At 54.5% G+C, this 20938-nt stretch carries 21 protein-coding genes; 10 read left to right on the plus strand and 11 right to left on the minus strand.

Annotation, left to right across the window (positions count from 1 at the left end; genetic code table 11):
* Positions 1-3: 3 nt before the first annotated feature.
* The 4 genes from V5P19_RS03650 to pabB form a co-directional block, all read right to left on the minus strand.
* Positions 4-1602 (minus strand): EAL domain-containing protein, encoded by a 1599-nt coding sequence (locus tag V5P19_RS03650; protein ID WP_334400211.1) that lies wholly within the window; start codon positions 1600-1602, stop codon positions 4-6.
* Between the two features lie 130 nt (positions 1603-1732).
* Positions 1733-3097 (minus strand): L-serine ammonia-lyase, encoded by a 1365-nt coding sequence (gene sdaA / locus V5P19_RS03655; RefSeq protein WP_334400213.1) that lies wholly within the window; start codon positions 3095-3097, stop codon positions 1733-1735.
* Positions 3098-3281: 184 nt separating this feature from the next.
* Entirely contained in the window at positions 3282-3860 is a 579-nt protein-coding gene (locus tag V5P19_RS03660) for a CoA pyrophosphatase (RefSeq protein WP_334400215.1), read from the minus strand.
* Between the two features lie 3 nt (positions 3861-3863).
* Positions 3864-5192, minus strand: a complete 1329-nt coding sequence (gene pabB / locus V5P19_RS03665) for an aminodeoxychorismate synthase component 1 (RefSeq protein WP_334400217.1) — start codon at positions 5190-5192, stop codon at positions 3864-3866.
* A 60-nt stretch (positions 5193-5252) separates the two neighbouring features.
* Between pabB and V5P19_RS03670 the strand changes: the two genes are divergently transcribed.
* Complete coding sequence (locus tag V5P19_RS03670; protein ID WP_182061461.1) at positions 5253-5438, plus strand: YoaH family protein; 186 nt, start codon at positions 5253-5255, stop codon at positions 5436-5438.
* A 6-nt stretch (positions 5439-5444) separates the two neighbouring features.
* Here V5P19_RS03670 and V5P19_RS03675 read toward each other — a convergent pair whose 3' ends face one another.
* Complete coding sequence (locus V5P19_RS03675) at positions 5445-5789, minus strand: RidA family protein (RefSeq protein WP_334400220.1); 345 nt, start codon at positions 5787-5789, stop codon at positions 5445-5447.
* Positions 5790-5922: 133 nt separating this feature from the next.
* Between V5P19_RS03675 and V5P19_RS03680 the strand changes: the two genes are divergently transcribed.
* From V5P19_RS03680 to rnd, 5 genes are all read left to right on the plus strand, one after another.
* Positions 5923-7833 carry an ATP-dependent DNA helicase gene (locus V5P19_RS03680; protein WP_334400222.1) on the plus strand — a complete coding sequence of 637 codons (1911 nt, stop codon included), beginning with the start codon at positions 5923-5925 and terminating at the stop codon, positions 7831-7833.
* A 66-nt stretch (positions 7834-7899) separates the two neighbouring features.
* Complete coding sequence (tsaB, locus tag V5P19_RS03685) at positions 7900-8595, plus strand: tRNA (adenosine(37)-N6)-threonylcarbamoyltransferase complex dimerization subunit type 1 TsaB (RefSeq protein WP_334400224.1); 696 nt, start codon at positions 7900-7902, stop codon at positions 8593-8595.
* 37 nt (positions 8596-8632) lie between these two features.
* Positions 8633-9214, plus strand: coding sequence for a Slp family lipoprotein (locus V5P19_RS03690; protein WP_334400226.1), 582 nt, complete (start codon positions 8633-8635; stop codon positions 9212-9214).
* Positions 9215-9417: 203 nt separating this feature from the next.
* Positions 9418-11103, plus strand: a complete 1686-nt coding sequence (gene fadD, locus V5P19_RS03695; RefSeq protein WP_334400228.1) for a long-chain-fatty-acid--CoA ligase FadD — start codon at positions 9418-9420, stop codon at positions 11101-11103.
* Between the two features lie 71 nt (positions 11104-11174).
* A complete protein-coding gene (rnd, locus tag V5P19_RS03700) occupies positions 11175-12302 on the plus strand; it encodes a ribonuclease D (protein ID WP_334401140.1) in 1128 nt (375 codons plus the stop codon).
* 77 nt (positions 12303-12379) lie between these two features.
* Here the strand turns inward: rnd and minE are convergent, their stop codons facing one another.
* The 3 genes from minE to minC are packed head-to-tail and all read right to left on the minus strand — an operon-like array spanning position 12380 to position 14196.
* Entirely contained in the window at positions 12380-12649 is a 270-nt protein-coding gene (gene minE / locus V5P19_RS03705) for a cell division topological specificity factor MinE (protein ID WP_010432714.1), read from the minus strand.
* Positions 12650-12652: 3 nt separating this feature from the next.
* Positions 12653-13465 carry a septum site-determining protein MinD gene (gene minD / locus V5P19_RS03710; RefSeq protein WP_334400230.1) on the minus strand — a complete coding sequence of 271 codons (813 nt, stop codon included), beginning with the start codon at positions 13463-13465 and terminating at the stop codon, positions 12653-12655.
* 23 nt (positions 13466-13488) lie between these two features.
* Positions 13489-14196, minus strand: a complete 708-nt coding sequence (gene minC, locus V5P19_RS03715) for a septum site-determining protein MinC (protein ID WP_334400232.1) — start codon at positions 14194-14196, stop codon at positions 13489-13491.
* Positions 14197-14319: 123 nt separating this feature from the next.
* Here minC and V5P19_RS03720 point away from each other — a divergent pair, with 123 nt between their 5' ends.
* The 3 genes from V5P19_RS03720 to V5P19_RS03730 all read left to right on the plus strand — a co-directional run bounded on the left by V5P19_RS03720 (position 14320) and on the right by V5P19_RS03730 (position 15836).
* The gene (locus V5P19_RS03720; RefSeq protein WP_334400234.1) at positions 14320-14595 is read left to right on the plus strand and encodes a YcgL domain-containing protein; all 276 of its coding nucleotides are present in this window, start codon (positions 14320-14322) and stop codon (positions 14593-14595) included.
* 47 nt (positions 14596-14642) lie between these two features.
* Complete coding sequence (locus tag V5P19_RS03725) at positions 14643-15302, plus strand: fumarylacetoacetate hydrolase family protein (RefSeq protein ID WP_334400236.1); 660 nt, start codon at positions 14643-14645, stop codon at positions 15300-15302.
* A gap of 93 nt (positions 15303-15395) precedes the next feature.
* Positions 15396-15836, plus strand: a complete 441-nt coding sequence (locus V5P19_RS03730) for a YcgN family cysteine cluster protein (RefSeq protein ID WP_334400238.1) — start codon at positions 15396-15398, stop codon at positions 15834-15836.
* Positions 15837-15916: 80 nt separating this feature from the next.
* Here the strand turns inward: V5P19_RS03730 and dsbB are convergent, their stop codons facing one another.
* Complete coding sequence (gene dsbB / locus V5P19_RS03735) at positions 15917-16447, minus strand: disulfide bond formation protein DsbB (RefSeq protein ID WP_334400239.1); 531 nt, start codon at positions 16445-16447, stop codon at positions 15917-15919.
* 143 nt (positions 16448-16590) lie between these two features.
* Positions 16591-18129 carry a sodium/proton antiporter NhaB gene (gene nhaB, locus V5P19_RS03740; RefSeq protein WP_334400241.1) on the minus strand — a complete coding sequence of 513 codons (1539 nt, stop codon included), beginning with the start codon at positions 18127-18129 and terminating at the stop codon, positions 16591-16593.
* A 201-nt stretch (positions 18130-18330) separates the two neighbouring features.
* Here nhaB and fadR point away from each other — a divergent pair, with 201 nt between their 5' ends.
* Positions 18331-19050 carry a fatty acid metabolism transcriptional regulator FadR gene (fadR, locus tag V5P19_RS03745; RefSeq protein ID WP_334400243.1) on the plus strand — a complete coding sequence of 240 codons (720 nt, stop codon included), beginning with the start codon at positions 18331-18333 and terminating at the stop codon, positions 19048-19050.
* 47 nt (positions 19051-19097) lie between these two features.
* On the opposite strand, the gene V5P19_RS03750 is transcribed toward fadR, so the two are convergent.
* Complete coding sequence (locus V5P19_RS03750; protein ID WP_334400245.1) at positions 19098-20630, minus strand: SpoVR family protein; 1533 nt, start codon at positions 20628-20630, stop codon at positions 19098-19100.
* Positions 20631-20938 lie beyond the last annotated feature (308 nt).

Genomic DNA, 20938 nt, shown 5'->3' on the forward strand with positions numbered 1-20938 from the left:
TTGCTAACGTAACGGCATCAAGGGCACGATGTGTCCATTATGGTGCGCTGGCGGGGGAGAGCTCCCCGCCAGCCATTTTGGAAATTCCCGCAGCGGCATGGGGTGGGCATAGTAAAAGCCCTGCAATATATGCACGCCGTGGCGGCGTAAATACCGCGACTGCTCTTCTGTTTCGACACCTTCCGCAACCAGTTCAATGTTCAGCCGCTGGCCTAGCGCAATAATAATATCGGTTACCGTTGAATTGACGGCATCTGTCCCGATCGCGGCGGTGAACGATTTATCAATTTTCAGCACATCCGGATGCAGCTTTTCGAGCCAGGAAAGCGAACTGTTGCCGGTACCAAAATCATCAATAGCCAGCTTCACCCCTTTACGATGCAGTTCACGAACGATGCGGTAATCCACATCCAGCAGGTTATCGCGCTCCGTCAGCTCAACCACCAACTGCTGAACCGGACCCGTGCTGAACCAGGCGCGGTTGAGATCCTGCAGCAAAATGGCGCGGCGAAAATGGCTGGCGGCCACGTTAATCCCTATCTGGAACCCCTTAGATGCGGGGAAATAGTCAATCTGACGAACGGTTTCGGCAATGACGTACCGGGTCAGGGGAATGATAAGGTTATGTTCTTCCGCCAGAGGAATAAAAACCTCGGGTGAGATCCAACCCTGACGCGGATTATTCCAGCGCAGCAGAATCTCTACGCCTACGCATTCCTGGGTGCGGGCATTCATCAGCGGCTGGCAGAAAAGCTCAAATTCACGCGCCGCGATCCCCACGTTGATCTCCCAGGTGAAGCTCATACGACGGGCGGTTGCCAGCCAGGCAATATATCCCACCAGCATACTGAGCATCAGCGCCAGGGGCAGTTGGGTCGGCAGGTTTTTCAACGCCATTTCGCCAGGACCAGGCCCTCTGACGGTGATGCTGAAGGGATAGCGCGTCGATCCCAGCACAAGCTGCGTATCGCTATCATCTTGCACGAGCGTCTCCGTAACCAGCTTACCGTAACGCAGAGCACGGTCGCCCACCGTCAGAACGACATCGGTAATCAGCGGTCGCTGCGGTTCCAGGATCATCTTTGTAATGAGGTCGATGTTCACTACCTCCATCACCCCATCTTCACCGTTTTCGTTGGTGGGATACCATTGAATCAGTATCGGACTGCCTTTTAAAAGCGACTGGTCTGTCGATAAAATGAGCTTTGGTTCCCGGGCTGGCAACAGGGGCTGTAACGTGCGCAACGGAACATTGCGGTTGCCGAAGATGCTTGAGCAAAAGAGAATCCCGTCTTTGATCAACGCAATTGAACGGACGGTTTGCAGAATGGCGGCCTGCTTTCGCAAAGCCAGATGAGCTTGCTGGCAAGATTGCCCGACAAGGGCTTGCAGCGTTTCCCGCCGATTTTCCAGGGAGAGCAAGACGTTATCAAGGGAGCGGATGGTATGCGTGGTGAAATCGAGGATCCGTTCCTGATTTACATTACGCTGCGAAATAAAGCGAATACCCAACGTCAGGATGAGCGTAAGGAGCGCAACCGTCACACAGACGATAACGCGTTTTCGGCGATAGTCTTTAATGATCGTTTGTGCATTTTGCATGAACGCTCGCCCGTTAGGCCACCAGCCACAAAAGCTGGACGCAACAGGGAAAGTGTAGTGGGGAATGCATAAGGATACGAGACGTAAGGAGAAATTTCGCCCATCCGTTGCAGATGGGCGAGCGGAAGTATTAGTCGCACTGCACCTTAATGGCCAGGCCACCGCGGGAAGTCTCACGGTACTTCGCATTCATGTCCTTGCCCGTTTCGTACATGGTTTCAATGACCTTATCCAGCGAAACGCGCGGCTCACTGGTACGGCGCATCGCCATACGGGAGGCGTTGATCGCTTTTACCGAGGCGATAGCGTTACGCTCAATGCACGGAACTTGCACCTGGCCGGCAACCGGATCGCAGGTCAGACCGAGGTTGTGCTCCATGCCAATTTCCGCAGCAACACACACCTGCTCAGGACTTGCACCCAGCAGTTCCGCGAGGCCAGCCGCCGCCATGGAACAGGCCACGCCCACTTCACCCTGACAGCCCACTTCTGCGCCAGAGATCGAGGCGTTCATTTTGTACAGCGCACCGATTGCACCTGACGCCAGGAAGTAACGGATATAGATATCCGGCGTGACGGGTTCAATAAAGTGGTCGTAATAGGCCAATACCGCAGGAACAATCCCGCATGCGCCGTTGGTTGGGGCCGTCACAACGCGGCCACCCGCGGCGTTCTCTTCGTTAACCGCCAGCGCAAACATGTTCACCCAGTCGATCACGTTCATTGGGTCGTTGGAAAATTTGTCGGTTGTCACCAGCATACGACGCAGCGCAGAGGCACGACGCGGCACGCGCAGTGGCCCGGGCAATACGCCTTCGGTGTTGATTCCGCGATCGATGCAGGCCTGCATGGTTTGCCATACGTTTGCAAAATAGTCTTCAATCTCTTTTTTGCTGTGCAGCGCCAGTTCGTTCTGCATGACCATGCCGGAAAGCGACAGGCCGGTCTCTTTGCAAAAACCCAGCATTTCGGCAGCCGATTTGAACGGATACGGCACGTTTACGTCGCCTACGCTCTCTTTACCAAAGTGCGCTTCATCAACGATGAAACCACCGCCAATGGAATACCAGGTGTTGCTGTAAATTTCTTTTTCGCCGTTGTACGCATGGATGGTCATGCCATTTTCGTGCAGCGGCAGGTTGTCGCTGCGAAAACGCATGCCGTCATCCTGCGGGAAATCAACTTCATGCTGGCCGTTAGCCAGCAGCAGGCGACCGCGTGTTTCTACGTCGCGGATAAATGCCGGAATGGCATCAATATCAACAGTGTCCGGCATGTTACCTGCCAGACCCATAATAATGGCGATATCGGTGTGGTGGCCTTTACCCGTTAATGACAGCGAACCGTAAACATCCACGGCAACGCGGGTAACGCTTTCCAGTAATCCTTTTTCGACCAGATCATCGACGAACTGTTTACCGGCCTTCATCGGCCCTACAGTGTGGGAAGAAGAAGGACCAATCCCCACTTTGAACATGTCGAATATACTAATCACTTTCACACTCCTGACAGGGTTACCGGGGTTCCAGTAACGATGTTATAACTGCGCATAGTGTAAGAGGGAACACCGACCTCGGCTTAACTATTCACATGAATTAAACTAATAGTTGACGATGGTTTTGCTAATAGCGCGACGCGGATCGCAAACCAGGAAAAAGAGGTCGGAATGTAAAGTATAGTCAAGGTTTCAGGCCGATTTGCAGCGCCAGTTCGCGAATAATCCCCGCCGTCATGCCCCAGACAAAATAATGCTGATACCACGAAAGCCAGACCCGATGATCATGTCCCCGACGCTGAATATCCAGCGGGTGATAACGACTCAGACGAAGGGCTTCTTCCAGCGGCATTTCGAACACCGCAGAGACTTCATCAATGCTGGCGTGATACCGCAGGTTAGGCGGGATAATACCGACCACCGGAGTGACCTGGAAACCGGTCACGCTGTCGACCGGGGGCAGAACGCCAATTATCTCAACGGCCTCGGGCGGAATAGCCACTTCTTCGTGCGCCTCCCGCAGCGCGGCGGCAATCAGGGAGGCATCCGTACTGTCGACCGCACCGCCCGGAAAAGCGACCTGACCGGCATGTTTACGCATATGGGGTGAACGCTGCGTAAGTAGCAAACCCGGCTGTTCACGACGAACCACCGGGATCAACACCGCCGCCTGACGGTGATTCAGCGCCTCGCGATTGACCTGCGGGCGCAAAAGCTGAAAGCGCGACAGAAAATCATCCAGCGTCAGGTTCTCTTTCTCCACCCGTTAGTTCTCCAGTTGTTGCAGAATACGATTAACTTTATCAAAAGTTTCCTGATATTCCGCCTGAACGTCGCTATCGGCCACGATACCGCCGCCCGCCGAGCAATAAATCGTGCCTTCACAGGCGGTCAGCGTGCGAATGGTAATGCTGGTATCCAGCGTGCCGCAAAGGCTGATGTAGCCAATGCTGCCGCACCAGGCGTTGCGGCGGTGAGGTTCCAGTTCATCAATAATTTCCATCGCCCGGACTTTTGGCGCCCCGGTGATGGATCCTCCCGGAAACGCGGCGCGCAGTAGATCGCAGGCGGTACGGGACGCGGGCAATTGCGCGGTAATGGTACTGACCAGATGATGTACCGCCGGGAAAGGCTCAACGACGAAAAGTTCAGGGACGCGAACGCTGCCCGGCACGGCCACCCGACCGATATCGTTACGCATCAAATCCACAATCATCAGGTTTTCAGCGCGATCTTTCGGCGACGCGGCCAGCCTTTCCGCCTGCTGGCGATCGGCGAGAGGATCGGTCAGGCGCGGAAGCGTACCCTTGATGGGGCGCGTCTGAATCGTCCCCTCTGCGAGATGGATAAACCGTTCTGGTGAAAGACTCAGAATGGCGCCGTTGTCCAACCGGACAAATGCGCTGAACGGTGCCCGGTTACTGGCGTTGAGTCGGGTAAATGCCTGCCATTCATCACCCTGATACATCGCCTGAAAACGCTGGGCGAGATTGACCTGATAGCAGTCGCCGCTTTGCAGATACGCCTGAACGCGTGCAAATTTTTCTGCATATTCCTGCGCGGTCATATTTGAACGCCAGTCAGAGGTCAGGCTGAAATCGCGCCGTGCCTGGGGGGCCTGCGCCTCCAGCCAGGCCAGACGCGCATTCACATCCGCATGGCTGAGCAGGGAGACAACCCGTTTGTGGTGATCGACAATCAGCGCCCAGTCGTACACCCCCACCGCCATATCCGGCAGCGAAATGTCCGCTTCTGCCTGCGTAGGCAATGTTTCAAAACGACGACCAAGATCGTAGCCAAACAGGCCCAGCGCGCCGCCCTGGAAAGGCAGATCGGGGTTCGGCTCGGCAGACAAGCCCAGCCCGTCGATGGCTTCCTGAAGCCGCACCAGCGGATCGTCGGTTGTCTTTAAATTACCAGACGTCACCGTCAGCACCGGATCGGCAACCAGAATATCAAAGCGGCTATAAGGGTGATCTGCATAGCCGGAGTGCAGCAGCATCGCAAACGGAAGGTGGCTCAGACGGGCAAACCAGAACTCAGCGGCGTCGGCACGCCAGGGTAAGGTAATAACAGTGGGCAAGCGCATGTTCATGTGTGGCATACTACCGGCAGCGTGAAATAATTAGCGCCAATAATTTAGCAGGAGTTGACGATGTTTGCAGGTTTACCTTCTCTGAGCCACGAGCAACAGCAGAAAGCCGTAGAACGCATTCAGGAACTGATGACCCAGGGCATGAGCAGCGGCGAGGCGATAACCGTTGTCGCGCAGGAAATTCGCGCCAGTCATACCGGCGAGCGGATCGTGGCGCGATTTGAAGACGAAGATGAAGAAGAGTAATCGGGCTTAGACCGCCGCGATAATCTTTATCTCCACCTTATATTCCGGTTTCATCAGCGTGGCCTGTACGGTACAGCGTACAGGCGCGTGACCCGCCACCACCCACGCATCCCAGGCCTTGTTCATCGCCGCGAAATCCTCTTTATTCGCCAGGAAAATGGTCGCATCCAGAATGCGGGACTTATCGCTGCCTTGCTTGACCAGCACGGCATCAATTTGCGCCAGCGTGTTCGCCGTCTGTTCGAAGGCATCTGCATCCAGATTGGCCGGTACGCCAGTGTAGTAAAGCGTCTGATTATGGATCACCACATCAGCCCAGCGGGCTTCGGCATCAATGCGCACAATTGTCATAAACGTTTCCTCGTTATTTTGCGTATTCAGGCGGCAAGACTGCCATAGAGTTCTCCCGTCGTCACTATTTGGGGTGGCACAGGACGAGATGGGCTGACATAATCCCTGTGCAAAAATACAGTGAGAGAGCAACGTGGCAGACGATTTTTCCCCTGAAGGTCAATTAGCACTGGCGATCCCCGGTTTTAAACCGCGCGAGCCTCAGCGACAGATGGCGCATGCCGTTGCGGATGCCATCGATAAGGCTCAACCGCTGGTGGTGGAGGCGGGAACCGGCACGGGTAAAACCTATGCTTACCTTGCTCCGGCGCTGCGTGCGAAGAAAAAAGTCATTATCTCCACCGGGTCGAAAGCGTTGCAGGATCAGCTCTACAGCCGCGATTTGCCGACGGTCGCGAAGGCGCTGAAATACAAAGGCCGCCTGGCATTGCTGAAAGGACGTTCTAACTATCTCTGCCTTGAGCGTCTGGAGCAGCAGGCGCTGGCGGGTGGCGATTTGCCGGTACAGACCCTGAGCGATGTCATCGTTCTGCGGGCGTGGGCTAACCAGACCGAAGAGGGTGATATCAGCACCTGCGCGAGCGTGGCGGAAGACTCTCCCGCCTGGCCGCTGGTGACCAGCACCAACGATAACTGCCTCGGCAGCGACTGCCCGCTGTATAAAGATTGTTTCGTCGTCAAAGCGCGTAAAACCGCGATGGACGCGGATGTCGTGGTGGTTAACCACCATCTTTTCCTTGCCGATATGGTGGTTAAAGACAGCGGTTTTGGCGAACTCATACCCGAAGCAGAAGTGATGATTTTCGATGAAGCCCATCAGCTCCCGGATATTGCCAGCCAGTATTTCGGCCAGTCGCTCTCCAGCCGGCAGCTTCAGGATCTGGCGAAAGACTTCACCATTGCCTATCGCACCGAACTCAAAGACACCCAGCAGCTGCAGAAGTGTGCTGACCGCCTGGCGCAGAGCGCGCAGGATTTCCGCTTACAGCTCGGTGAACCGGGCTATCGCGGTAATCTGCGTGAACTGCTGGCGGATAAAAATATTCAGCGCGCGCTGCTGCTGCTCGACGATGCGCTCGAACTTTGTTACGACGTGGCGAAGCTGTCGCTGGGGCGTTCTGCGCTACTGGATGCCGCCTTTGAGCGCGCCACGCTCTATCGTGGGCGCTTAAAAAGACTAAAAGAGATTAACCAGCCGGGGTTCAGCTACTGGTATGAATGCACTTCGCGGCACTTCACGCTGGCGCTTACGCCGCTGACGGTGGCGGATAAATTCAAAGAGGTGATGGCGCAAAAACCGGGGAGCTGGATTTTTACCTCCGCCACGCTGTCGGTTAATGACGATCTGCACCACTTCACCGAGCGTCTGGGAATTGAGCAGGCAGACTCGCTGCTCCTGCCGAGTCCGTTCGATTATGAAAAACAAGCGTTGCTGTGCGTGCCGCGTAATTTGCCGCTGCCGAATCAACCGGGTGCGGCGCGCCATCTTGCCGCCATGCTCAAACCGATGATTGAGGCGAACAACGGCCGATGCTTTATGCTCTGCACCTCCCACGCCATGATGCGCGATCTGGCAGAACAGTTCCGCGCCACCATGACGTTGCCGGTTCTGCTGCAAGGCGAAACCAGTAAAGGGCAGCTCTTACAGCAGTTTGTCACTGCTGGTAACGCCCTGCTGGTCGCAACCAGCAGCTTCTGGGAAGGGGTGGATGTGCGCGGCGATGCGCTCTCTCTGGTGATTATCGATAAACTGCCGTTTACCTCTCCAGACGATCCGCTGCTGAAAGCGCGGATGGAAGACTGCCGTCTGCGTGGTGGCGATCCCTTCGACGAGGTCCAACTGCCGGAAGCGGTCATTACGCTCAAGCAGGGAGTGGGGCGCTTGATCCGTGACGTCACCGACCGCGGCGTGCTGGTCATCTGTGACAACCGGCTGGTGATGCGGCCCTACGGTGCGACCTTCCTGGCAAGCCTTCCACCCGCGCCGCGTACGCGGGACATTAAACGGGCAGTGCGTTTCCTGGCAAACCCAACGGCGCAGTAATTTGTCCTGGAGTGTGCTAAGATGCGCGCCATTTTGTGACTGACCATTGCGAGAGCGCGAAGACTGATGCGAATTCTGGCTATTGATACTGCTACAGAGGCGTGTTCTGTTGCCCTGTGGAACGACGGTACTATCTCTGCTCATTTCGAAGAGTGCCCGCGGGAACACACCCAACGCATTCTGCCCCTGGTAAAAGACATTTTGACCGAGGGCAACACCTCCCTGACCGATCTCGACGCGCTGGCCTATGGCCGTGGCCCCGGCAGCTTTACGGGCGTACGTATTGGCATCGGCATTGCGCAGGGCCTGGCGCTGGGCGCTGAGTTACCGATGATCGGTGTTTCTACTCTGGCAACCATGGCGCAGGGCGCATGGCGAATGACCGGTGCGACACGCGTGCTGGCTGCCATTGATGCTCGCATGGGCGAAGTTTACTGGGCCGAATATACCCGCGACGAAAACGGCGTATGGCATGGCGAAGAGACCGAAGCCGTGCTCAAGCCTGACGCGGTAACCGAACGCTTGAAACAGCTGTCCGGCGAATGGGCAACGGTCGGCACCGGCTGGCCAGCGTGGCCTGATATGGCGAATGACGCCGGGTTAACGCTGGTGGATGGCAATATGCTTCTGCCTGCCGCAGAAGATATGCTTCCCCTTGCATGCCAGCGGTTTGCGGCAGGTAAAACGGTTGCTGTTGAACAGGCTGAGCCAGTTTATTTGCGAAACACGGTGGCGTGGAAGAAACTTCCGGGCCGCGAGTGAATCTCAGTAACAGGAACTGAGAAAAAGGAGTCGCATCATGGCGGTTCAGACTAAAGTAGTACGCCTATTTATGGCTGGCGTCGTTGCCATAGCACTGAGCGGGTGCGTAACCGTTCCTGATGCGATTAAGGGCAGCAGCCCAACGCCACAGGATGATCTTGTTCGCGTGATGAACGCTCCTGAACTGTATGTGGGTCAGGAAGCACGCTTTGGCGGCAAGGTTATCGACGTGTTTAACCAGCAGGGGAAAACCCGTCTGGAAATTGCGACGGTCCCGTTGGACAGCGGCGCGCGACCCATACTGGGTGAAGCCTCACGAGGGCGGATCTACGCTGACGTCAGTGGCTTCCTGGATCCGGTGGACTTCCGTGGACAGTTGGTGACCGTTGTCGGGCCCATTAGCGGTGCGGTTGAGGGCAAGGTAGGCAACACGCCTTATAAATTTATGACCATGCAGGTTACCGGCTATAAACGCTGGCGCATTACCCAGCAGGTAATGATGCCCCCGCAGCCTATCGATCCGTGGATGTGGGGACCGCATCCGTATCGTTATGGCTATGGCGGATGGGGCTGGTACAACCCGGGTCCTGCACAGGTTCAGACCATCGTAACTGAATAACGTATTGTTATTGTTAAAAAAGAGACAGCGGCTCAGCCGCTGTCTCTGTTTTTTTACGGATAAAACGAAAAAAAAGAGTGACGCGCTTCGCAACCTACAATCTGAACAATTAATAAACTGGTACGCTGAGTTAATATAATGTTAACAAACTGTTTATTATCGGGGCTGTGATGACGACGAACACGCATTTCAGAGGTGATACATTGAAGAAGGTTTGGCTTAACCGATATCCCGCAGATGTGCCTGCGGAGATCAATCCTGACCGTTATCAATCCCTGGTTGAATTATTTGAGCACTCGGTACGGCGCTATGCAGACCAACCTGCATTCGTGAACATGGGTGAAGTCATGACCTTCCGAAAGCTGGAAGAACGTAGCCGGGCATTTGCTGCTTACCTTCAGGAAGGATTGGGGTTGCAAAAGGGAGACCGCGTCGCGCTGATGATGCCAAACCTGCTGCAGTACCCGGTGGCACTGTTTGGGATCCTGCGAGCGGGGATGATCGTCGTCAACGTCAACCCGCTGTATACACCTCGTGAGCTTGAACACCAGCTGAACGACAGCGGCGCGGTGGCCATCGTTATCGTTTCGAACTTTGCCCACACGCTGGAAAAGGTCGTCAATCGGACGCAGGTTAAACACGTTATCCTGACCCGCATGGGCGACCAGCTCTCGACGGCCAAAGGAACGCTGGTCAATTTCGTGGTTAAATACGTCAAGCGGCTGGTACCGAAATATCATCTCCCGGATGCGATTTCGTTTCGACGCGCGCTGCAGTCAGGCTACCGCATGCAATACGTCAAACCGGAAGTGGTGCCGGACGATCTTGCGTTTCTTCAGTACACCGGCGGCACAACGGGTGTGGCAAAAGGCGCTATGCTCACCCATCGCAACATGCTGGCGAACCTCGAGCAGGTCAATGCGACCTACGGGCCGCTGCTTCATCCTGGCAAAGAGCTGGTGGTCACCGCATTACCGCTGTATCACATTTTTGCGCTGACGATGAACTGCCTGCTGTTTATTGAGCTGGGTGGTCAAAACCTGCTGATTACCAACCCGCGTGATATCCCGGGCCTGGTTAAAGAGCTGGCGAAATACCCGTTTACCGCCATGACGGGGGTTAACACGCTGTTCAACGCGCTGCTTAATAATAAAGAGTTCCAGCAGTTAGATTTCTCGTCACTGCATCTTTCTGCAGGCGGCGGGATGCCGGTTCAGCAGGCGGTTGCCGAGCGTTGGGTGAAGCTTACCGGCCAGTATTTACTCGAAGGCTACGGCCTGACGGAGTGCGCGCCGCTGGTCAGCGTCAATCCCCATGATATCGATTATCACAGTGGGAGCATCGGTCTGCCGGTGCCTTCCACCGAAGCCCGGCTGGTGGATGACGAAGACAACGAAGTGGCACCAGGTCAACCGGGCGAGCTTTGTGTGAAAGGCCCTCAGGTGATGCTGGGCTACTGGCAGCGTCCGGACGCCACGGACGAGATTATCAAAGACGGCTGGTTGCATACCGGAGACATCGCCGTCATGGACGATGAAGGCTTCCTGCGCATTGTTGACCGTAAGAAAGACATGATCCTCGTCTCGGGTTTTAACGTCTATCCGAATGAGATCGAGGACGTCGTTATGCAGCACAGCGGCGTACTCGAGGTGGCGGCTGTTGGCGTCCCTTCCGGCAGCAGCGGCGAAGCGGTGAAGATCTTCGTGGTTAAGAAAGATTCTGCGCTGACTGAAGACGAATTGATAACCTTCTGCCGTCGTCAGTTAACCGGCTACAAAGTGCCAAAAATGGTTGAGTTCCGCGAAGAGCTGCCAAAATCCAACGTCGGGAAGATATTACGACGAGAATTACGTGACGAAGCCCGTGCCAAAGTAGACAATAAGGCCTGAGCTTCACGTTAATCGCCCAGACGCCGGTTAAGCCGGCGTTTTTTATGGGCGCAAACAAAAGAGAATCCGATTTGAATTACCAGATGATCACTACCAATGACGCGTTGGCTTCGCTGTGCGAGGTGACGCGCGATGTTCCTGCTATCGCCCTGGATACGGAATTTGTCCGTACCCGCACGTACTATCCGCAGTTAGGTCTGATTCAGATGTACGACGGCAAACACGTTGCATTAATTGACCCGCTCGGTATTACCGACTGGACGCCAATGCGTGACCTGCTGCTCGACACCAGCGTGACGAAATATCTGCATGCGGGCAGTGAAGATCTGGAAGTGTTCCTGAATACCTTTGGCATCATGCCACAACCGTTGATTGACACGCAGATCCTCGCGGCATTCAGCAGTCGTCCGCTGTCGTGGGGCTTTGCCGCCATGGTGGAGGAGTATACTGGCCTGACGCTGGACAAAAGCGAATCCCGCACCGACTGGCTGGCGCGTCCTCTTACTGAACGTCAGCTTGACTATGCGGCGGCAGACGTATTCTACCTGCTGCCGATTGCCGGCCAGCTGATGAAAGAAGCGGAAGCTTCCGGCTGGCTCTCTGCCGCGCTTGACGAATGTCGTATGACGCAGCAGCGCCGCCAGGAAGTGCTGGACCCGAAAGACGCCTGGCGCGACATCAGCAACGCGTGGCAGCTGCGTACCCGTCAACTGGGCTGTCTGCAATTGTTAGCAGACTGGCGTCTGCGTAAGGCGCGTGAGCGCGATTTGGCGGTTAACTTTGTGGTCCGCGAAGAACACCTGTGGGCCGTTGCGCGCTATATGCCGGGCAGCCTCGGCGAGCTGGACAGCATCGGGCTCTCCGGCAGCGAAATTCGCTTCCACGGTAAAACCCTGCTGGCGCTGGTAGAAAAGGCACAGCAGTTGCCTGAGGACGAACTGCCCGAGCCGCTGCTGAATCTAATGGACATGCCGGGCTATCGCAAGGCATTTAAGGATATCAAAGCGCTGGTGCAGGATGTGGCGACAGAAAGTAAACTTAGCGTTGAACTGCTGGCCTCACGTCGTCAGATTAACCAGCTGCTGAACTGGCACTGGAAGCTGAAACCACAGAATGCCTTGCCGGAAATGATGGCGGGGTGGCGCGGGGAATTGATGGCCGATCGCCTGAACGCGTTACTGGAAGGATATCCGCGATAATAAATATGCCGGACATGTTACCGTGTCCGGCATATTTCCCGGTGGCGCTGTGCTTACCGGGGCGACAAAATACCGCTCTACGGACGTGATTCTTCCGCTTCGGGTAGCGTCACGTTCAGCTCCAGAATCGAAATATCCCCGTCTTTTTGCTCCAGCTGTACTGTGACCATTTCCGGGTCAATCTGCACGTACTTACAGATCACTTCCAGAATGTCTTTGCGCAACTGCGGCAGGTAATGCGGTTCGGCGTCGCTACGACGACGTTCCGCAACGATGATTTGCAGACGTTCTTTTGCGATGTTGGCGGTGCTTTTTTTCCGCGAGAGAAAAAAGTCCAGTAATGCCATAACTTATCCTCCGAACAGGCGTTTGAGGAAACCTTTCTTCTCTTCTTCAATGAAGCGGAAAGGACGTTCTTCTCCCAGCAGACGGTCAACGGTATCGGCGTAAGCTTTACCTGCATCTGCCATTGTATCCAGAATCACTGGCTCGCCCTGGTTTGACGCACGTAACACGGATTGGTCTTCCGGGATCACGCCGACCAGCTTGATGCGCAGGATCTCAAGCACGTCTTCCATGCTCAGCATATCACCTTTGTTCACGCGGCCCGGGTTATAACGGGTCAGCAGCAGGTGTTCTTTAATCGGTTCCTGGCCATTTTCCGCACGGCGTGATTTAGACGCCAGGATGCCCAAAATACGGTCAGAGTCACGAACGGATGAAACTTCAGGGTTGGTGGTAATGATCGCTTCATCAGCGAAGTACAGCGCCATCAGGGCGCCGGTTTCGATACCGGCAGGGGAGTCACAGACCACAAAGTCGAACTCCATCTTTTTCAGCTCATCGAGGACTTTTTCTACGCCTTCGCGGGTCAGCGCGTCTTTGTCACGCGTCTGAGAAGCCGGCAGAATGAATAGGTTCTCAGTGCGCTTGTCTTTAATCAGCGCCTGGTTCAGCGTGGCATCGCCCTGAATGACGTTAACGAAGTCATACACGACGCGACGCTCGCAACCCATGATCAGGTCGAGGTTACGCAGACCGATATCGAAATCGATAACGACGGTTTTCTTTCCCTTCTGGGCCAAACCTGTAGCGATGGCCGCGCTGGAGGTGGTCTTGCCAACGCCTCCTTTACCCGAAGTAACAACAATAATGCGTGCCATAGAAATTCCTTGTTAAAAAGGGATCAATTCAACGGTTGAACGGTCAACGCGTCGTCTGCAAGGAGCAAACGAGCCGCTTTGCCATAAAATTCGGCTGGGATCTTGTCGCTCAGCCAATATTCACCTGCGATGGACACCAGTTCCGCCGTCAGGTGAGTACAAAATATTTGTGCATCCCGGTCACCACTTGCTCCTGCGAGCGCACGCCCACGCATCATACCGTAGACGTGAATATTGCCATCCGCAATCAGTTCAGCGCCAGCGCTGACGTGGCTTGTAACAATCAGATCACAGTTTGGTGCATAAATGCGCTGACCGGAACGAACCGGCACATCAATCATTCGCGTTTTTGTGACGGGCGTAACGTTTTGTGCCGGAGTCGGAGGCGTTTGCACGGCAACGGGTGCCGAACGCGGGGCTTTTTCTTTACCCTCGTTGAGAAGCGGCAGGCCTGCACGGTCAATTTCTGCTTTCAGCTCAGCATCTTTACAACCGCTGATGCCAACGATGCGCAGCCCGGTGGATGAAACAGCCTGCTGGAGACGCGTCCAGTTAACCGGGGCATCCAGGCCACTGACATTGATGACGACAGGAGCGTGTTTCAGAAAGGCCGGAGCCTGGGCGATTTTGTCTTCTAACGCCTGACGAATAACCTCGGGTTTTGCATCATGCAAATGAACCACAGATAAGGTGAAGCTACTGCCTTTAAGCTCGATGGGCGTGTTTGACATCCTGGCCTTACTCAATTTGCTATTAACCGCAACCACTCGCTGCGATATTCCGAAGAGTATCAGGCATGTTATAGTCAGGAGTATATTGAGGCAAGCAACCACCCATTAATTCAGAGTAAAAACATGTTTTGTGTGATCTACAGAAGTACAAGCCGCGACCAGACCTATCTTTATGTCGAAAAGAAAGACGATTTTTCGCGCGTGCCTGAAGAATTAATGAAGAGCTTTGGCCGACCTCAGCTGGCGATGCTGCTGCCGCTGGATGGTCGAAAGAAGTTGGTCAACGCCGATCTGGATAAAGTGAAAAAGGCGTTGGCTGAGCAAGGCTATTATTTACAGCTTCCACCACCACCCGAGAATTTATTAAAACAGCATCTTGAGGTGAACGGAAAGAAATAGTCCGGCGCGTATCCGGGCACAACATATCAACCGTTTAGGGGTCGTAAATGTATCAACATCGTAACTGGCAAGGTGCATTACTGGATTATCCCGTCAGCAAAGTAGTCTGCGTTGGCAGCAACTATGCAAAACACATTCAGGAAATGGGCAGTGCTACGCCCGAAGAGCCGGTATTGTTCATTAAGCCGGAAACCGCGCTGTGTGATATTCGCCAACCGCTGGCGCTACCGCAAGGGCTGGGATCCGTTCACCACGAGGTGGAGCTCGCCGTACTGATTGGCGCGACGCTGCGACAGGCCTCTGAAGAACACGTGCAGAAAGCGATTGCCGGTTACGGTGTGGCGCTGGACCTGACCTTGCGTGATGTGCAGGGCAAAATGAAGAAAGCGGGGCAGCCGTGGGAAAAAGCCAAAGGTTTTGATAATTCCTGCCCCATTTCCGGTTTTGTTCCGGTGGGCGAGTTTACCGCCGATCCTCAGGACACGCCGCTTGCGCTCAAGGTTAACGGCGAGATCCGCCAGCAGGGCACGACAGCCGATATGATCCACAAGATCGTGCCGCTGATTGCCTACATGAGCCGTTTCTTCACCCTGAAGCCCGGTGATGTGATCCTGACCGGTACCCCAGAAGGCGTCGGCCCGCTCAGCGCGGGTGATGAACTTGACGTCAGCTTTAACGGTCTGTCCCTGAAAACCCGCGTGCTGTAAAATCATCTTGCCGCCTCATGAGGGCGGCAAAACTTGCATCAACGTGCCAGACTCGTTATAAGGTGCGCTTTCTTTTGACGTGTGGACATCCTGATGAACGACATCCCTTTCTGGCAACGTAAAACGCTTGATGAAATGACCGACGTGGAGTGGGAGTCGTTGTGCGACGGCTGCGGGCAGTGCTGCCTGCATAAGCTGATGGATGAAGACTCCGATGAGATCTATTTCACCAACGTGGCCTGCAAGCAGCTAAACATTAAAACCTGCCAGTGCCGCAACTATGAGCGCCGTTTTGAATACGAGCCTGACTGCATCAAATTGACCCGTGATAATCTGCCGACCTTTGAATGGTTACCGCATACCTGCGCGTATCGCCTGCTGGCGGAAGGGAAGGATTTGCCGATGTGGCACCCGCTGCTAACCGGTTCAAAAGCGGCGATGCACGGCGAGCGTATCTCCGTGCGCCACATTGCGGTGAAGGAGTCCGAGGTGCGGGACTGGGAAGATCACATCCTGAATCACCCCAATCGTTGATAATAAAAAACCCGCCGAAGCGGGTTTTTTTATGGTTGTGTGGCCTGATGCCCTACTGCAACCGACGTTGCCGTTTGCTTTTACCTTCCGAACAAATCGCGTTTCTTCGGTTTAAACGGCTGGGCAATCAGCACCAGAAGCGCCACGACGAAGTAGGCAACAAAAATACCCACCAGCCACTGCGGCATCTCCAGCGTCAGAAATTCCCACTGGCGCACCGCGCAATCACCGGATGCCACGAACACCTGCGGCAGCCATTTATCCAGCGGTAGCCAGCTCGGGAAGCGGGCGGCGAAATCGCAGGTCATAAACGGTGACGGATGCAGCTGCATCATGGTGTGCTGCCATGACAGCTCAATACCTTTCCAGGCGCTGTACAGCCAGATAGCAATGGCGACGTAGCGAAGCGGCGATTTTGGCGCAATTGCGCCCACCAGACCCGCCCCCATAATGCCGAACAGCGCGCAGCGCTCATAGATACACAGCACGCAGGGCTTCAGCCCCATCACGTGCTGGAACCACAGCGCGACCATTTCCAGCGCAAAGGCGGTCAGGGCCATTAACAACCATGCTCCGCGACCGCGCGAGCACTGGTTCAAAAATCTCAACATAATCATTTCCCTGGAACATGCTTAGAAAGCGCAGTGTAAACGAATTCGTTTTTCGCGCCATCTGAACCTGACGAAATAAAACGTAATCGGATGTTTATCATGCGAAAAGGCAAACGGGCAGTGAACTGCCCGTGATGCGTCTTTTACTGCGCCGCAAGTATACCGGCTTGTAGCAACCATTGCGTATAAGGAATAAGGGTAATTTTGACGCACAGCAATCCTGCGATCGTGAGTACCAGCGTGTAGGGCAGGGCCATCCACACCATCCTTCCATAAGAAAGTCGTATGAGTGGCGCAAGGGCAGAGGTCAGCAGAAACAGGAATGCGGCCTGTCCGTTCGGCGTTGCCACCGAGGGCAGGTTGGTTCCGGTGTTGATAGCAACCGCCAGCAGTTCGAACTGTCCGGCGCTAATGGCGCCGTGTTCCATTGCCGCTTTTGCTTCGTTGATATAGACCGTCCCAACGAACACGTTATCGGAAATCGACGACAGCAGACCGTTAAACAGATAGAACAGCGAAAGCTGAGCATCGGGCGATGCCTGCAGAACGTAGGCAATAATCGGCGCAAAAAGCTGCTGGTCGATAATGACCGCCACAACCGCAAAAAACACTGCCAGCAGGGCGGTGAAAGGAAGCGCCTCTGTAAAGGCTTTGCCGATAGCATGTTCGTCCGTCACGCCGGTAAAGGTGGTCGCAAGAATGATCACTGACAGCCCGATCAAACCCACTTCAGCAAGATGGAAGGCCAGCGCGGCGATAAGCCACACGCCAATGATGCCTTGCGCAATCAGGCGCAGCGTCTCTTGTCGCGTGCGCTGGCTGCGGCTCTGCTGGTCGAACTTGTGCAATTCCTGACGCACAGGCTCAGGCAGCTGTGCGCCGTAGCCAAAGACCCTGAATTTTTCTACCAGGACACAGGTGGCTAAACCGCAGATCAGTACCGGCACGCTCACCGGCGCCACGCGCAGGAAAAACTCCCCAAAATGCCACCCGGCGGCTTTCGCAATGATCAGGTTTTGCGGCTCTCCAACCATGGTCATCACGCCGCCCAGGGCCGTACCTACGCCTGCATGCATCATCAGGCTGCGCAGGAACGCGCGGAACTGTTCCAGCACCTCGCGGTGATGTGCATCGACATGATTGTCATTATGGAGCTCATCGTCCGCACGCGAGGAGGCCACCCGGTGATAAATACCATAGAATCCAACCGCAACGCTGATCACCACGGCGACTACCGTCAGGGCATCAAGGAAGGCGGAGAGGAACGCCGCCGCAACACAGAAGGCCAGGGATAAAATCGTTTTTGACGAGATGCTTAACAGCAGACGCGTGAAGATGAACAGCAGAAGCTGTTTCATAAAGTAAATCCCGGCGACCATAAACATCAGCAGCAGGAGAACTTCGAGGTTCGACGCCAGCTCCTCTTTCACATGCTCTGCGCTGGTCATGCCAATAACCACGGCTTCAAACGCGAGCAGCCCGCCGGGCAGGAGCGGATAACACTTCAGCGCCATGGCCAGGGTAAAGATAAATTCCCCAACCAGTAACCATCCGGCAATAAACGGATCGACAATAAAAATAAGGGGATTAACGACCAGAAACACCAGAAGCGTAAGTTTGTACCAGTCCGGTGACTGGCCTAAAAAGTTGCGCCACAGAGCGCGCCCAAATGAAATTTCCACGACAGACATCCTTCCCCGTCTGATAAGACAAAACATAAGTATACGCAAAAAAGCGGCCGGAGAGGGCAGCGAGACGGCAATGTAAATTTCATAAAAATGAAACGGCGATCCCTCTTTTCTCGCTCCGCTGCGCTACCTGCCACTGTACGCCTCTGGTATGATGAGTCCAATTTGCTAAAGCTGTGTAATGGAAATCTTACTATGGTCATTAAGGCGCAGAGCCCAGCGGGTTTCGCGGAAGAGTACATCATTGAAAGCATCTGGAATAATCGCTTCCCTGCGGGATCCATTCTTCCAGCTGAACGCGAACTCTCTGAACTGATTGGCGTCACTCGCACTACGTTGCGTGAAGTGCTCCAGCGACTGGCACGGGACGGCTGGTTGACGATTCAGCACGGTAAGCCGACGAAAGTGAACAATTTCTGGGAAACCTCCGGGCTGAATATCCTTGAAACGCTGGCGCGTCTCGACCATGAAAGCGTGCCGCAGCTTATAGATAATCTGCTCTCCGTGCGTACCAACATTTCGACAATCTTTATTCGTACCGCTTTCCGCCAGCATCCTGAAGATGCGCTTGCGGTATTGGCGACGGCGAACGAGGTTGAAGATCATGCCGATGCCTTTGCGACTCTTGACTACAACATATTCCGTGGTCTGGCGTTTGCGTCTGGTAACCCGATTTATGGCCTGATCCTGAACGGCATGAAAGGTCTGTATACCCGAATTGGCCGCCATTACTTTGCCAACCCAGAAGCCCGCAGCCTGGCGCTGGGTTTCTACCATAAGCTGAGCAAGCTCTGCACCGAAGGGCTGCATGACCAGGTTTATGAAACGGTGCGTCGCTACGGACATGATTCCGGTGAAATCTGGCATCGGATGCAGAAATCGTTGCCCGGCGATTTGGCGATCCAGAGCCGATAAAGAAAAAACCTCTCGGATGAGAGGTTTTTTTTGGACCCAAAACAGCGCTACAGCGTATTCAGTCTTGTCGGGGTACGTTCCAGCAATTCAACGCTGCCATCTTCATTTTGCTGTTCCAACAAGACGTCAAACCCCCACAGACGATGCACGTGCTTGAGCACCTCTTTGCGCCCTTTATCCAGCGGCGCGCGGTTATGCGGCACATAGCGAAGCGTCAGGGAGCGGTCACCGCGTAAATCCACATTCCATACCTGAATATTCGGTTCAAGATTGCTCAGGTTGTACTGAGAGGAGAGGCGGGAACGGATCTCGCGGTAGCCCTCTTCGTTATGGATTGCCGAAATTTCCAGGAAATTATTGCGGTCATCATCCAGCACGGTGAAGAAGCGGAAATCGCGCATGATCTTCGGCGACATAAACTGGCTGATAAAGCTCTCATCCTTAAAGTCACGCATCGCGAAATGCAGCGTCTCCAGCCAGTCCGATCCGGCAATATCCGGGAACCAGTATTTATCTTCTTCCGTTGGCGACTGGCAGATCCGCTTGATGTCCTGGAACATCGCAAAGCCCAGCGCGTAGGGGTTAATCCCGCTGTACCACGGACTGTTGTAGGCCGGCTGGAACACGACGTTAGTGTGGCTGTGCAGAAACTCCATCATAAACCGCTCGGACACTTTTCCTTCGTCATAAAGATGGTTCAGGATGGTGTAGTGCCAGAACGTTGCCCAGCCTTCGTTCATCACCTGGGTCTGTTTTTGCGGATAAAAATACTGGCTTACCTTACGCACGATGCGCAGGATCTCACGCTGCCATGGCTCCAGCAGCGGGGCGTTCTTCTCCATAAAATAGAGCAGGTTCTCCTGCGGCTCTGACGGGTAGCGCCGCGCCTCGGCGACGGTTTTCTCTTCTTCCCGCTTCGGCAGGGTACGCCACAGCATATTCACCTGGCTTTGCAGATACTCCTCGCGGCTTTTCTGCCGGGCTTTCTCCTCCTGGAGGGAGATCTTCTGCGGGCGTTTGTAACGGTCGACGCCGTAGTTCATCAGCGCGTGACAGGAGTCGAGCAGTTTCTCCACTTCGTCCACGCCGTAGCGCTCTTCACAGTCGGTGATGTATTTTCGGGCGAAGATCAGGTAGTCGACAATCGAGCTGGCGTCCGTCCAGCTGCGGAACAGGTAATTATTCTTGAAGAACGAGTTATGCCCGTAGCAGGCATGCGCCATCACCAGAGCCTGCATGGTAATGGTGTTCTCTTCCATCAGGTAGGCAATACAGGGGTTGGAGTTGATGACAATCTCATACGCCAGCCCCTGCTGACCGTGCTTGTACAGCCGTTCGGTCTCAATGAATTTCTTACCAAACGACCAGTGCGGATAGTTAATGGGCATCCCGACGCTGGAGTAGGCATCCATCATTTGCTCAGACGTAATGACTTCGATCTGGTGGGGATACGTATCCAGACGATACAGTTTTGCTACCCGGTCGATCTCGGCGAGGTAGACATCCAGCAACTCAAAGGTCCAGTCGGGTCCATCGCTCAGACGTTTGTTGTCCTTAGACAGGGAATCAATAGTAGCCATTAGCGCACCCTCGTTGTTGGTGCTCTCTCTGTCTGGAGAGCCTCCTTTCAAGCATAGATCAACGTGTTAAAAAGCGTGCTGGCGCAGAAATTTATTCTTTGCGATTTCCCATTTTTGATACGGCATAAAAAGGGATCGCAACAGCATTTTATGCTGGTTAAAAATGCCGCGCAGCAGGAGATCCCAAATAACCCCCAGCCCTGTCTACAGGGGAAGATGTGAGGCAAGTCACCATAAAAAAGTCGTATGTTGAATAATATTTTCAACTAGGTTATCAATCTGTAATTAGAAGATTGTTCTTTTGCACA

Origin of the sequence: Enterobacter sp. UNJFSC 003 (genome assembly GCF_036903355.1) — a bacterium.
Classification (GTDB): domain Bacteria; phylum Pseudomonadota; class Gammaproteobacteria; order Enterobacterales; family Enterobacteriaceae; genus Enterobacter.